This window comes from Lentzea sp. HUAS12 (assembly GCF_024125735.1).
GTDB lineage: Bacteria > Actinomycetota > Actinomycetes > Mycobacteriales > Pseudonocardiaceae > Lentzea > Lentzea albida.
On record NZ_CP099738.1, the window covers coordinates 2184135 to 2196427 of the forward strand.

Sequence of the window (12293 nt, forward strand, 5' to 3'; positions counted from 1 at the left end):
TCAACTGGGGCGTGGATCGATGGGCACCGAATGGATCTCCGATGGCGGCCACGCTCAGTAGGTGACGGTGATCGTGCGGGCGGGCCCGTCGACCTCGATGGTGCCGCCGACGGGGATGACGACCTGCGGGTCGGTGTGGCCGAGGTCGACGTCGAACACGATCATCGCCTCGGGCGCGTACTCGGCGAACGCCTTCAGCACGGCCTCGCGCTGCGCGGTGGTGCAGGTGGCGCGGTCGGTGTCCTGGTCGGTGAAGGACCAGGCCTTGGCGCGGCCGGCGAGCACCGCGGGGAAGCGCCGCAGCAGGCCGCGTTCGCCCATGTTGCGCAGGATGCGGTAGACCTCGGTCGCGGACGGCATCTCCTCGCTGGTCTCGAGGAACAGCACCTTGCCGTCGTAGTGGGCGGGGTCGAGGATCTCGCGGCCGGCCATCATCAGCCACGACAGGATCTCGAGGTTGCCGCCCCACGACCCGGCTCGGACGGTGGTGTGCGGCTGGTGCCAGATCCAGCCGCCGCTGGGTTCGAGGACGGGTTCGTTCTCGAACGTCGTCGTCGAGGTGCGGCAGGACGGTGATCTGGTCGTCGCCGCCGATGGTCGCGATCACGGCCGTGATGGACGGATCGGCGAACGCGGCGTGCAGGTCGGCCGCGCGTTCCCGCGGGGTCGCGCCCACCTTGCGGGTGGTGGCGTACTCGACGGGGACGAGGCCGAAGTCGGTCTCCAGGCGCCGCGGGCCCAGTTCGCAGGCCGGTCGGGACCACACGTGCGGCGGCCCGATGGCCGGAGCGCGTCCTGCCCGGTGCTGTCCCGCGCGGCGCTAGAACGCGGGCCAGGGGATGGCGGGCCAGTCGCCGGAGGGCTCCGGGTAGACGCCGTCGGCGAGCAGTTTGTCGACGCGCTCCCCCACGGCCCGGACCTCGGCGCGGGTGAGGTGGTCGTGCAACGTCTCCCCCAGCTGCGAGTCGAGCGAGGACCGCAGGCGGCGCAGCGTCTCGACGACGGTGCCGGGCAGCGGTTCGCGGGCCCAGCCCCACAGCACGGTGCGGAGCTTGGGTTCGGTGTGCAGGCAGATGCCGTGGTCGACGCCGTGCACGGAGCCGTCGAGGGCGTGCAGGACGTGGCCGCCCTTGCGGTCGGCGTTGTTGACGACGACGTCGAAGGCGGACATCTCGGCGATGCGGGGGTGGTCGGCGTGCACGAGCACGGCGGGTTCGCCGAAGCGGTCGTGGGCGTGGAAGACGGGGATCCAGCCGGGTTCGACGTCGTCGGCGGCGACGATGTCGACGAGTTCGTCCTCCTCGCGGGTCTCGACCCACAGCTGGACCATGCCGCTGCCGAACGGGCCGGGGCGCAGCACGGTGGGCGGGACGAGGCCGAAGGACGCGGCGGAGATCAGGTAGGTGGCCACCTCGCGGCCGGCGAGCGTGCCGTCGGGGAAGTCCCACAGCGGCCGTTCGCCTCGCACGGGCTTGTACACGCACTGGGCGTCGACGCCGTCCAACGAGATCTTGCAGAACAAGGTGGCGTTGGAGGCGTCGACCAGGCGTCCCTCGACCTCGATGCGGCCGTGTTCGAGCAGGTGCAGGGCCGCGGAGGTGTCCACGTCAGTCTTCTTCGGTGCGGCGGTAGCCGTTCTGCCGCGGGCAGATGTGGCCGTCCGCGTCGAGCGGTTCGGCGCACAGCGGGCACGGTTTGCGGCCGGCGTTGACGACGCGGTCGGCGCGTTCGGCGAAGGCCCGGGCGGCGGACGGCGACAGGAAGACCCGCACGGCGTCGGGGCCTTCCTCGGTGTCGTCGAGCACGACGGCCTCGTCGACCTCCTCCTCGGAGATCGCGAGCAGCTCGATGACGACCGCCTTGGACTCGGCGTCCCAGCCGAGGCCCATGGTGCCGACCCGGAACTCCTCCTCGACGGGGACGTCGAGGGGCTGGGTGTCGAGGTCGTCGGGAGGGGCGTCGTCGGGCACGTCGGTGCCGAAGCGGCGGTGCACCTCCTCGAGCAGCGAGCCGATGCGTTCGGCGAGGACCTGGACCTGCTGCTTTTCCAGGGCGACGCTGATCAACCTGCTCTGCTCGGAGGCCTGCAGGTAGAAGGTGCGGTCGCCGGGCTGCCCGACGGTCCCTGCGATGAACCGGTCGGGTGCGCGGAATACGTGAATGACGCGAGCCATGGCAGATACGACCCTAGGCCACGCGGAGATCGTCGGCAGGTCCTCCCCCACCAAACACTCCGCGTATAGGGTCGGGTTGTGGTGAAGATCGCTTCGTACGGGACCTGGACCTCGCCGATCACGGCCGGCGACACCTCGAAGCCGGGGGGTGGGTTCCAGTGGGCCGACCTGCACGGTGAGAACGTGTGGTGGGCGGAGAGCCGGCCCGCCGAGGGCGGCAGGGTGGCGCTGGTGCGCGACGGTGTGGAGGTGCTGCCCGCGCCGTGGAACGCCCGCAACCGGGTGCACGAGTACGGCGGGCGGCCGTTCGTCGTGCTCGCCGAGGACAGGGTGGCGTTCACGCATTGGGCCGACCAGCGCGTCTACGTGTTCGACCCCGCCTCCCCGGAGCCCACGCCCCTGACCGAGGAGCCGGGGCGCCACCACGGGATCCGGTACTCGGACCTGTCGGCGGGCCCGGACGGCGAGGTGTGGTGCGTGCGGGAGACCGTGACCGGGGAGGCGCGCACGGACGTGCGCCGCGACCTGGTGGCGATCACCCGCGACGGTGATGTCCGGGTGCTGGGCGCGTCGCACCACTTCATGACGGGCCCGAAGATCAGCCCGGACGGCACGAAGGTCGCCTGGATCGGCTGGGACCACCCGCGGATGCCGTGGGACGGCACCGAGCTGTGCGTCGCCGACGTCGGGTCCTCGGAGCACCGCGTCGTGGCGGGCTCGGACACCGAGGCGGTGTGCCAGTTCGAGTGGGAGGGCGACTCGCTGCTCGCGCTGACCGATCCGGACGGCTGGTGGAACCTGTTCCGCGTCTCCCCCGACGGCACGCGCACGAACCTGGCGCCGTGCGAGGAGGAGCTGGGCGGCCCGATGTGGCGGCTGGGCAACCGGTGGTTCGCGACGCTGTCGCCGGGCCGGTACCTGGTGGTGCGCTCCGGGCACCTGGCGGTGCTCGACGAACGCAGCGCGACCGTCACCGACGTGCAGACCGACCTGCCGACGTGGGCGGCGGACCTGTCGGTGCGCGACGGCGTGGTGGTCTGCGGCGCGGCGGGCCCGACGTCGGACTACGCGGTGGTGCGCCTGGACCTGTCCAACGGCGAGCTGACCTACCTGACCGGCTCGGAAGCCGCGCCGTCCTCGGAGGCGGCGTACCTGCCGACGCCGGTGGAGCGGATGTTCGGGGAGATCCCGGCGTACGTGTACGCGCCGTCGAACCCGGACTTCGCCGGCCCTGAGGACGAGCTGCCGCCGTACGTGGTGCACGTGCACGGCGGCCCCACGGGCCGTGCGCTGCCCAAGCTCGACACGGACATCGCCTACTTCACCAGCCGCGGCATCGGCGTGGTGGCGGTGAACTACGGCGGCTCGACCGGGTACGGGCGGGCGTTCCGGGAGCGGCTGCGCGAGCAGTGGGGTGTCGTGGACGTGGAGGACTGCGCGTTCGTGGCCCAGCAGCTCGCGAAGGAGGGCACGGCGGACCCGGCGCGGCTGGGGATCCGGGGCGGCTCGGCGGGCGGGTTCACCTCGGCGGCGTCGCTGACCTCGACGAACGTGTACCGGTGCGGCATGGTGGCGTTCCCGATCCTGGACCTGGCGGGCTGGACGTCGGAGGGCGGCGAGACGCACGACTTCGAGTCGCGGTACGTGGAGGGCCTGGTCGGCACGCTGCCCGAGGCCGCCGACCGGTATTCCGACAGGTCTCCGTCGACGAAGGCCAGGTCGGTGTCGGGTCCGGTGCTGCTGCTGCAGGGCCTGGAGGACGAGATCTGCCCGCCGGAGCAGGCCGACCGGTTCGCCGCGGACCTGGCGGGGTCGGGGATCCCGCACGCGTACCTCACGTTCGAGGGCGAGCAGCACGGGTTCCGGATGGCCGAGAACATCAAGACGGCGCTGGAGGCGGAGCTGTCGTTCTACGGGCAGGCGTTCGGGTTCGTCCCGCCGGGTGTTCCGGTGCTGGAACTGTCGCAGTGACCCTGCTCTCGCGCGGGGACCGGGTCGCGCTGGTGTCACCGGCCGGCCCGGCCCTGCCGTCGCGGCTGGCCGCAGGAGTGGAGGTGCTGCGCTCGTGGGGCCTGGAGGTCACCACACCTGTGGTGGCGCCGTGGTCGTTGCCGTATCTCGCGGGCTCTGACCAGGCACGGGCGGACGAGTTCGTGGCGGGCTGGTGTTCGGACGTGGCGGCGGTGTTCTGCGTGCGCGGCGGCTACGGCTGTCTGCGGATGACCGATCTGGTGCCGTGGAAGGACCTGCCGGCGCGGGTGTTCGTGGGCTCGTCGGACGTGACGGTGCTGCACACCGAGCTCAACGCGGTGGGGCAGCCGACGGTGTTCGGGCCGATGCCGGGCACGGCGGACTTCGTCGACGACCCGCTGGCGCAGCGGCGGTTGCGGGCGGTGCTGTTCGACGGCGTGCGGTCGTGGACGGCCGGAACGCCCGTGGTGGCGGGTCGTGCGCGTGGGGTGCTCACGGGCGGGAACGTGGCGTTGCTGGCGGCGTCGGTGGGCGGCCCGCGGTGGTCGCCTCCGCAGCCGGGGGCGATCGCGGTGCTGGAGGACATCGGCGAGGAGGCCTACCGGCTGGACCGGCTGCTGACGCAGCTGCTGCGGGCGGGCTGGTTCGCGCCGGTGTCGGGGATCGTGCTGGGGTCGTGGACGGACTGCGGTGACGTGTCCGCGGTGCTGGCCGACCGCCTCGCGGGGCTCGGCGTGCCGGTGCTGGGGGACTTCGGGTTCGGGCACTGCGCGGGGTCGTGGTCGTTGCCGCTGGGCGTGGCGGCGGAGCTCGACGTCGCGGCGCGGTCGCTCACGCTCGTCTGAACCGGATCGGGCCGCCGGATCGGGCCGCCGGACCGCTCAGCCGCGGCGGTGGCGCTGGTCCAGGCGCAGCCGGTCGGTCTGCCGGCCGATGCCGGCGATCTGCTCGGCGAGGCCGGGCTGGTGCTCGCGCAGTCCCGCCTCGGCCTGGGCGAGCGGGGTGAGCAGGTCCGCGGCGTCCGACCCGCCGAGCGCGTGTTGCACGGCGGCGTCGTGCGGGCCGACCTGGGCGGCGAGGCCGCGCAGCACGCCCGCGTTGCGCTGGGCCCAGGCGGCGACGGCCTTGTCGCCGGCGCGGCGGTCGCGTTCGGCCTGGACGCGTTCGTCGCCGGTGCCGCTCTCCCCGGTGCGGCGCACCCGCAGGTACCGCTTCTCGGCGGCCTGGCGGCTCGCGACGCCCAGTGCCGGGGCGAGGTCGGCCCAGCTGGTGCCCAGTGCCCGTGCGGCTTCGATCAGCTGGGGTTCCCATTCGGACAGCTCGTCGCGCAGCTGCCGCAGCAGCATCAGCGCGGCGAGGACCTCGGTGGCGGTGCCGGGGGTGGCGGCCGCGGCGCGGACGGCGTCGTAGTCGTTCGTCATGTCATCCTCCCGACGACATTTGGTACTTGTCATCTTTTCGACGACATGTTACAACGGTGGGGCAGCGCATTGACAGTCCCGATGAGTGATGACTGGAGGTGTCAGATGTTGATGCGCACTGACCCGTTCCGTGAGTTCGACCGGCTGACGCAGCAGGTGCTGGGGTCGGCGGGCACGTGGTCGCGGCCCGCGGCGATGCCGATGGACGCCTACCGCGACGGGGACGAGTTCGTGGTGGCCTTCGACCTGCCCGGGGTGGCGCCGGACGCGATCGACCTCGACGTCGAGCGCAACGTGCTGACCGTGAAGGCGGAGCGCAGGCCGGTGGGCAAGGACGTGGAGATGCAGGTGTCGGAGAGGCCGCTGGGCGTGTTCTCGCGGCAGCTGTTCCTCGGTGACACCCTCGACGCCGAGCGCATCGACGCGAAGTACGACGCGGGCGTGCTGACGCTGCGGATCCCGATCGCGGAACGCGCGAAGCCCCGCAAGATCGCGATCTCCGCCGGGGACGAGTCGCCCCGCCAGATCGACGCCTGATCCGCCTGGCGGGCGGCGGCCGTCCGGGTGACGCCGGGTAGGCTTCCGCCCGCCATGAGACCCCAGCCCCAGTGGACGGCGTTAGACGTCTACGCGTCCAACTCCGACCTCTACGCCGATCCCCGACTGGTGGAACGGGTGGACTACCGGCGCCGCTTCAAGCGTCACCGCCCCCGCACGCCCTCGGTCGTTCTCGCCCCGCACGGCGGTGGCATCGAGGTCGGCACCTCGGAACTGTGCCTCGCGATCGCGGGCTTGCACCCCGGTACGCGCGTGCCGATCGGGCAGACCCACGACTACTGGATGTTCGAGGGCCTGCGCACCGCGGCGAACGACGAGCTGCACGTCACCTCGTCCAACTGCGACGACCGCGTGGCCCGCCAGCTCGTCTCCGGTGCCTCGCACGCCCTCGGTCTGCACGGCTGCACCGCCGCGGCCGCGGGCCTGGAGGACCACGACCGGGCCGTTCTGGTCGGCGGCCGGGACGCGTTGCTGCGCCTGGAGCTGCTGACGAGGCTGCGGCGGGCCGGTTTCCACACGATCGACGCGGTCGACCACCCGGTGCTGGGCGGCTTCGACCGGGCGAACATCGCGAACCGCACGAAGTCGCGCCAGGGCGCGCAGCTGGAGCTGACGACACCGCTGCGCACCGCGATGTTCGCGGAGAACTCGCGCTCGGACCGGCGGCACACCACGACCGAGGTGTTCTGGGACTTCGTGCACGCCTGCCGGGCCGCGCTGGCCGCGCGTGAGGCGCTCAACAACTAGCGTCAGGCCGCATGCGCCTCACGTCGGTCACCATCGGCACGTCCCAGCCCGTCGCGCTCGCCGCGTTCTACGCCCGTCTGCTCGGCGGCACCGTGCGGGCGGCGGACGACGGCTGGGCGCAGGTGCGGACGCCCGGCGGGCTGACGGTGAACCTGGAGCGGGAGCAGGCGTTCCGGCGACCGGTGTGGCCCGCGGTCGCGGGTGAGCAGGTGTCGACGCAGCACCTCGACATCGAGGTCGACGACCTGGAGGTGTCGGTGGAGCACGCGGTGGCGTGCGGGGCGGTGCTGGCGCAGGTGCAGCCGCAGCAGGACGTGCGGGTGCTGTTCGATCCGGACGGGCACCCGTTCTGCCTGTTCACCGGCTAGACGCGCTGCCCGAGCAGCCGGCCGGGCCAGGTGCCGCCGCGCGCGGTGAATGTGCCCAGCGACGTGAAGCCCTGCTTCTCGTAGTAGGCGACGAGGCGGTGGTCGTCGCCGTCGTAGCAGTCGACGCGGACGAGGCCGACCCCGGCGGCGCGGGCTTCGGCGAGGGCGTGGCGCAGCAGCGCGGCGCCGACGCCCCGGCCGGTGAACGCGCGGGCGGTGACGAGCAGGGAGATGTAGTGCTCGGGCTCGTCGGCGGGCGGGACGTATGCGGCGGCGGTGGTGGAGGTGATGACCACACCGGCGACGGCGTTGCCGGCGTTGCCCGTGTTGTCGGCGGTGCCCTCGTCGCCACGGTCGACGGCGAGCCACACGGTGCCCGTCGTGGCGAGCGTGGTGAACCGTTCGACGGAGGCCGGGGCACCGGAGAAGTGGTCGGTCCCCCACTGACCGGTGCGACCGTGCGAGGCGAGCCAGTCCTGCGCGTCATCCAGCATCTGCAGGATCGCCGGGACGTCGGCCGGCCCGCCTCGCGTGATCTCCATGCCTCTACAGGTACTTCTTGAGCTCCCGCTTGGCCAGCGACATGCGGTGGACCTCGTCGGGTCCGTCGGCGAGCCGGAGCGTGCGGGCGGCGACCCAGAGCTCGGCGAGCGGGGTGTCCTGGCTGACGCCGCCGGCGCCGTGGGCCTGGATGGCCTTGTCGAGGACCCATTCGGTCATGAGCGGGGTGCCGATCTTGATGGCCTGGATCTCGGTGTGGGCGCCCTTGTTGCCGACGGTGTCCATGAGCCACGCGGTCTTGAGCACGAGCAGGCGGGCCTGTTCGATGCGGACGCGGGCCTCGGCGATCCACTCCTGCACGACGCCCTGGGTGGCGATGGGCTTGCCGAAGGCGACGCGGGACACGGCGCGGCGGCACATGAGTTCGAGGGCGCGTTCGGCCATGCCGATCAGGCGCATGCAGTGGTGGATGCGGCCGGGACCGAGGCGGGCCTGGGCGATGGCGAAGCCCTCGCCCTCCCCCGCGATGAGGTTCGACGCGGGGACGCGGACGTCGTCGAAGACGATCTCGGCGTGGCCGCCGTGGGCGTGGTCGCCGTAGCCGAAGACGCGCATCTCGCGTTGCACGGTGATGCCGGGGGTGTCGCGCGGGACGAGGATCTGGGACTGCTGGCGGTGGCGGTCGGCGCCGGGGTCGGTCTTGCCCATGACGATGAAGATGGCGCAGTTGGGGTTCATGGCGCCCGAGGACCACCACTTGCGGCCGTTGATGACGTAGTCGTCGCCGTCGCGTTCGATGCGGGTGGCGATGTTGGTGGCGTCGGAGCTGGCGACGTCGGGTTCGGTCATGCAGAACGCGGAGCGGATCTCGCCGTCGAGCAGGGGCTGCAGCCACTGCTTCTTCTGCTCGTCGGTGCCGAACATGGCGAGCACTTCCATGTTGCCGGTGTCCGGAGCGGCGCAGTTGAGAGCTTCGGGGGCGAGGTGGGGGCTGCGGCCGGTGATCTCGGCCAGGGGCGCGTACTGCAGGTTCGTCAGGCCCGCGCCGTGGTCGGCGTCGGGGAGGAAGAGGTTCCACAGGCCTTGGCGGCGGGCCTCGGCCTTGAGCTCTTCGAGGACCGGCTGGCGCTGCCACGGGTCGTCGGCGTCGTGCAGCTGCTGCTCCAGCACGGCCTCGGCCGGGTAGACGAACTCGTCCATGAAGGTGAGGAGCCTGGTGCGCAGTTCCTCGGTCTTGGCGTCGTAGGCGAAGTCCATGACTCAGAGCTCCTTGTGGGCGGCGGCGAGTCCCTGCCGCACGAGGGGGACGGTGAACGCGCCGAGCTTGTCGAAGCCGGCGCCGACGGTCTGGCCGCCTGCGAAGCGGAAGTGGATGCCTTCGACGATGACGGCGAGCTTGAAGTAGCCGAAGGCGATGTACCAGCCGAGGCCGGAGGTGTCGGTGCCGGTGCGGGCGGTGTAGCGGGCGACGAGCTCGTCGGCGGAGAGGAAGCCGGGCAGGGAGGTGACGCCGCCGGTGATGGGGTCGTTGTCGGAGCCCAGGCCCGCCCAGTAGACGTAGAGCAGGCCGAGGTCGGCGAGCGGGTCGCCGAGGGTGGCCATCTCCCAGTCCAGGACGGCGCTGATGGCGAGGGGGTTCTGGGTGACGAGGGCGTTGTCGAGGCGGTAGTCGCCGTGGATGATCGCGGCGCGCGGTGAGCCGGGGACGGTGGCGGCGAGCTTGTCGCGCAGTTCGTCGATGCCGGGCAGGTCGCGGCTGCGGGAGGCGTCGAGCTGCTTGCCCCAGCGCTTGACCTGGCGGGCGAGGAACCCCTCCGGGCGGCCGAAGTCGCCGAGCCCGACGGACTCGGGGTCGACGGCGTGCAGGTCGGCGAGCACGTCGACGAGCCGCTGCGACAGGGTGCGGGCCTGCTCGGGGGTGATCCAGGGGCACTGGCCGCGCTCGCGCAGGGCGGCGCCGGGCATCTCCTGCATGAGGTAGAACGGCGCGCCGATCACGGACGGGTCCTCGACCAGCAGCTTCGCGCCCGGTACGGGGACGGCGGTGCCGGCGAGGGCGGAGATGACGCGGAACTCGCGGGCCATGTCGTGCGCGGTGGCGAGGACGTGGCCCAGCGGCGGGCGGCGCAGCACCCACGTGTCGGTGCCGTCGCTGACGCGGTAGGTGAGGTTGGAGCGGCCGCCGCGGAACAGCTCGCCGGTGAGCGGGCCCGTGCCCAGGTGCGTGGCCAGTGCCTGCAGGTCGAGGCCGGGAAGGTCGGTCACAGGTTCACTCCGAGGGTGGCGAGGTGGGCGCGGGTGGCGTCGGCGCTCGTGTGCCGCAGGGCGTGCATGCCGACGGCCTGGGCTGCTTCGACGTTGATCGGCGCGTCGTCGAAGAACACGGCGCGTCCGGCGGGGACGCCGATGCGCTCCAGGGTGTGGTGGTAGATGCGCTCGTCGGGCTTGCGCAGGCCGATGCGGCCGCTGATCACGACGGTGTCGAACAGCTCGAGCAGCAGGTCCTTCGGGTAGCCCTCGCCCCAGCTGTTGGACAGCAGCGCGGTGTGCAGACCGGCGGCGCGCGCCTTGCGGACGAGTTCGACCATCGCCGGGTCGGGGGTGGCGCCGCCGAACATGCGCTTGAGCAGCCCGTCGCCGTTCACGGCCGTGCCGGTGGTGGTGATGAGCTCGGCGGCGAGCAGCCGTTCGAACTCGGGCACCGTGAGCTCGCCGGTCTCCAGGCGGAACACGGGGTTGTCCGGGAGCGCGTCGCGGCTGAGCCATTCGCGCATGATGCGGCCGTAGACGTCGCGGTCGATGGCCTCGGCGTGCATCCAGGCGCCGACGAACTCGGGCACGGAGACCGTCATGACGCCGCCCCAGTCGAACACCAGCGCGTCGACCTCGGGCTGCGGAGGAAGCGTTGAGTCACCCACGCACCGGAGGGTACCGACCGGTCGGTATGTCAGCAACCGGTGGTCGTCGCGTCCGACTTTCGATGGACGCGTCCTGTCGCCTTTATGCGGTTTCCCCGCCGTGTGGTCCTCGCTACGTTCGACCCCGAAAGGGGGATTCATGAGAAGGACAGCAGTGGCGGTGCTGGCCGCCGTGATGGCACTGGCCGTCGTGCCGCCCGCGGCGTCTGCCTCGGCGGACGAGCCGGTGGTGCGCACGGACAAGGGCGCGGTGCGGGGGAAGGTGACCGAGCGGGTGCGGACGTTCGGGAGCATCCCGTTCGCCGCCGCGCCGGTCGGGGCGAACCGGTGGCGCGACCCGCAGCCGGTGACGGCCTGGCGGGGTGTGCGGGACGCGACGACGCCCGCGCCGGCGTGCGCGCAGACCTCGCAGCTGGGGCAGCCCGCCTCGGAGACCGAGGACTGCCTCTACCTGAACGTGACGGCACCGGCGCAGCGCTCCCACCGGGCGCGGCCGGTGATGGTGTGGATCCACGGCGGCGGCTTCACCGCCGGGGCGGCGTCGATGTACGACGCGTCGTGGCTCGCGGCGAACAACGACGTCGTCGTGGTCACGGTGAACTACCGGCTGGGCGTGTTCGGGTTCTTCGGCCACCCCGGACTGCCGGGATCCGGGGCGTTCGGGCTGGCCGACCAGCAGGCGGCGCTGCGGTGGGTGCAGCGCAACGCCCGCGCGTTCGGCGGCGACGCCGGCAACGTGACGGTGTTCGGCGAGTCCGCGGGCGGGCTGAGCGTGTGCGCGCAGCTGGCGTCCCCGCGGGCGGCCGGGTTGTTCGCCAAGGCGATCATCCAGTCGGGGCCGTGCGCGCTGACGCTGCCCTCGTTCACCACGCCGGGTCAGTTCACCGGTGTGTGGCGGTCGCGTCAGGACACGGAGAAGGCCGGTACCGGCACGCTCGGGTGCGCCGACCTCGCCTGCCTGCGGGCCAAGCCGGTGGCACAGCTGCTGACGGTGCACGAGCAGTTCGCGTCACCGTCCTACGACACCGCCGTGCTGCCCATCGACCCGGTCGTCGCGCAACGCACGGGCAGGATCCACCGGGTGCCGACGCTGGTGGGGTCGACGCACGACGAGATGACGCTGTTCGCGCCGCTGTTCTGGCCGCAGCCGATCCCGGACTCCGCCTACGGCGACCAGCTGGCCTGGATCTTCGGCGCGGACGCCGGGAAGGTCGCGGCCCGCTACCCGGTCAACGGCAACGGCGACGCCCGCGACGAGATCGCCCGCGTGCTGACCGACCGGTCGTGGGCGTGCACGAGCCAGACCACACGCGCGGAGCTGGGCCGGTACACGCGGGTGTCCGGGTACGAGTTCGCCGACCCCGACGTGCCGATGATCTTCCCCGGCTTCCCGCCGTTCCCCGACTACGGCGCCTACCACGGCTCCGAACTGCTGATGCTGTTCGACCTGGGCCAGACGCTCACACCGGCACAGCGGCAGGTGTCGGACTACGTGATCGCGGCGTGGGGCCGCTTCGCCCGCACCGGTGACCCGGGGTGGCGCGCGCCGGTGCAGTCACTCGCGCCGGGGGCGATCGGCGGCACCGATTTCGCCCTGGATCACCAGTGCGGGTTCTGGTCGTCCATCCTGTAACG

General features: G+C 72.3%; 14 protein-coding genes and 1 pseudogene. 6 read left to right on the forward strand and 9 right to left on the reverse strand.

Annotated features, from left to right (window positions below):
• Nucleotides 1-54: 54 nt before the first annotated feature.
• The 4 genes and pseudogenes from ND450_RS09430 to ND450_RS09440 all read right to left on the reverse strand — a co-directional run bounded on the left by ND450_RS09430 (nt 55) and on the right by ND450_RS09440 (nt 2174).
• Nucleotides 55-507: a hypothetical protein gene (locus tag ND450_RS09430; protein ID WP_256557550.1), complete on the reverse strand. Its 453-nt coding sequence runs from the start codon at nt 505-507 to the stop codon at nt 55-57.
• Between the two features lie 52 nt (nt 508-559).
• Nucleotides 560-781 (reverse strand): annotated as a pseudogene (locus ND450_RS46005) (LD-carboxypeptidase); the annotation flags it as partial.
• A 39-nt stretch (nt 782-820) separates the two neighbouring features.
• Nucleotides 821-1606 carry an SCO1664 family protein gene (locus tag ND450_RS09435; RefSeq protein WP_089920655.1) on the reverse strand — a complete coding sequence of 262 codons (786 nt, stop codon included), beginning with the start codon at nt 1604-1606 and terminating at the stop codon, nt 821-823.
• Nucleotide 1607: 1 nt separating this feature from the next.
• Entirely contained in the window at nt 1608-2174 is a 567-nt protein-coding gene (locus ND450_RS09440) for a DUF3090 domain-containing protein (protein WP_089920653.1), read from the reverse strand.
• A 78-nt stretch (nt 2175-2252) separates the two neighbouring features.
• On the opposite strand from ND450_RS09440, the gene ND450_RS09445 reads away from it, so the two are divergent.
• Nucleotides 2253-4145: a prolyl oligopeptidase family serine peptidase gene (locus ND450_RS09445; protein WP_253325757.1), complete on the forward strand. Its 1893-nt coding sequence runs from the start codon at nt 2253-2255 to the stop codon at nt 4143-4145.
• Nucleotides 4142-4990 carry an LD-carboxypeptidase gene (locus tag ND450_RS09450; protein WP_253325758.1) on the forward strand — a complete coding sequence of 283 codons (849 nt, stop codon included), beginning with the start codon at nt 4142-4144 and terminating at the stop codon, nt 4988-4990. Before ND450_RS09445 ends, ND450_RS09450 begins: the two co-directional genes overlap by 4 nt.
• A gap of 36 nt (nt 4991-5026) precedes the next feature.
• On the opposite strand, the gene ND450_RS09455 is transcribed toward ND450_RS09450, so the two are convergent.
• On the reverse strand, nt 5027-5566 hold the full coding sequence (locus ND450_RS09455) for an HSP18 transcriptional regulator (RefSeq protein WP_253325759.1): 540 nt from the start codon (nt 5564-5566) through the stop codon (nt 5027-5029).
• A gap of 105 nt (nt 5567-5671) precedes the next feature.
• On the opposite strand from ND450_RS09455, the gene ND450_RS09460 reads away from it, so the two are divergent.
• From ND450_RS09460 to ND450_RS09470, 3 genes are read left to right on the forward strand one after another with little or no spacing between them, the layout of a single operon-like run.
• On the forward strand, nt 5672-6103 hold the full coding sequence (locus ND450_RS09460; RefSeq protein ID WP_253325760.1) for an Hsp20/alpha crystallin family protein: 432 nt from the start codon (nt 5672-5674) through the stop codon (nt 6101-6103).
• Between the two features lie 54 nt (nt 6104-6157).
• Entirely contained in the window at nt 6158-6871 is a 714-nt protein-coding gene (locus ND450_RS09465; protein ID WP_089920648.1) for a poly-gamma-glutamate hydrolase family protein, read from the forward strand.
• 11 nt (nt 6872-6882) lie between these two features.
• Nucleotides 6883-7239, forward strand: a complete 357-nt coding sequence (locus ND450_RS09470) for a VOC family protein (protein ID WP_253325761.1) — start codon at nt 6883-6885, stop codon at nt 7237-7239.
• Here ND450_RS09470 and ND450_RS09475 read toward each other — a convergent pair.
• The 4 genes from ND450_RS09475 to ND450_RS09490 are packed head-to-tail and all read right to left on the reverse strand — an operon-like array spanning nt 7236 to nt 10658.
• Nucleotides 7236-7781, reverse strand: a complete 546-nt coding sequence (locus tag ND450_RS09475; protein WP_253325762.1) for a GNAT family N-acetyltransferase — start codon at nt 7779-7781, stop codon at nt 7236-7238. The genes ND450_RS09470 and ND450_RS09475 overlap by 4 nt on opposite strands.
• 4 nt (nt 7782-7785) lie before the next feature.
• Nucleotides 7786-8997 carry an acyl-CoA dehydrogenase family protein gene (locus ND450_RS09480; RefSeq protein ID WP_253325763.1) on the reverse strand — a complete coding sequence of 404 codons (1212 nt, stop codon included), beginning with the start codon at nt 8995-8997 and terminating at the stop codon, nt 7786-7788.
• A 3-nt stretch (nt 8998-9000) separates the two neighbouring features.
• Nucleotides 9001-10005: a phosphotransferase family protein gene (locus ND450_RS09485; protein ID WP_253325764.1), complete on the reverse strand. Its 1005-nt coding sequence runs from the start codon at nt 10003-10005 to the stop codon at nt 9001-9003.
• Nucleotides 10002-10658 carry an HAD family phosphatase gene (locus ND450_RS09490; protein WP_253325765.1) on the reverse strand — a complete coding sequence of 219 codons (657 nt, stop codon included), beginning with the start codon at nt 10656-10658 and terminating at the stop codon, nt 10002-10004. Before ND450_RS09490 ends, ND450_RS09485 begins: the two co-directional genes overlap by 4 nt.
• A gap of 139 nt (nt 10659-10797) precedes the next feature.
• Between ND450_RS09490 and ND450_RS09495 the strand changes: the two genes are divergently transcribed.
• Nucleotides 10798-12291, forward strand: a complete 1494-nt coding sequence (locus tag ND450_RS09495; protein ID WP_253325766.1) for a carboxylesterase/lipase family protein — start codon at nt 10798-10800, stop codon at nt 12289-12291.
• Nucleotides 12292-12293 lie beyond the last annotated feature (2 nt).

Coding starts and splice junctions, on each gene's coding strand:
- ND450_RS09440 (WP_089920653.1), bottom strand. CDS start 2,174: ATGGCTCGCGTCATTCACGTATTCCGCGCACCCGACCGGTTCATCGCA.
- ND450_RS09455 (WP_253325759.1), bottom strand. CDS start 5,566: ATGACGAACGACTACGACGCCGTCCGCGCCGCGGCCGCCACCCCCGGC.
- ND450_RS09460 (WP_253325760.1), top strand. CDS start 5,672: ATGTTGATGCGCACTGACCCGTTCCGTGAGTTCGACCGGCTGACGCAG.
- ND450_RS09465 (WP_089920648.1), top strand. CDS start 6,158: ATGAGACCCCAGCCCCAGTGGACGGCGTTAGACGTCTACGCGTCCAAC.
- ND450_RS09470 (WP_253325761.1), top strand. CDS start 6,883: ATGCGCCTCACGTCGGTCACCATCGGCACGTCCCAGCCCGTCGCGCTC.
- ND450_RS09475 (WP_253325762.1), bottom strand. CDS start 7,781: ATGGAGATCACGCGAGGCGGGCCGGCCGACGTCCCGGCGATCCTGCAG.
- ND450_RS09480 (WP_253325763.1), bottom strand. CDS start 8,997: ATGGACTTCGCCTACGACGCCAAGACCGAGGAACTGCGCACCAGGCTC.
- ND450_RS09495 (WP_253325766.1), top strand. CDS start 10,798: ATGAGAAGGACAGCAGTGGCGGTGCTGGCCGCCGTGATGGCACTGGCC.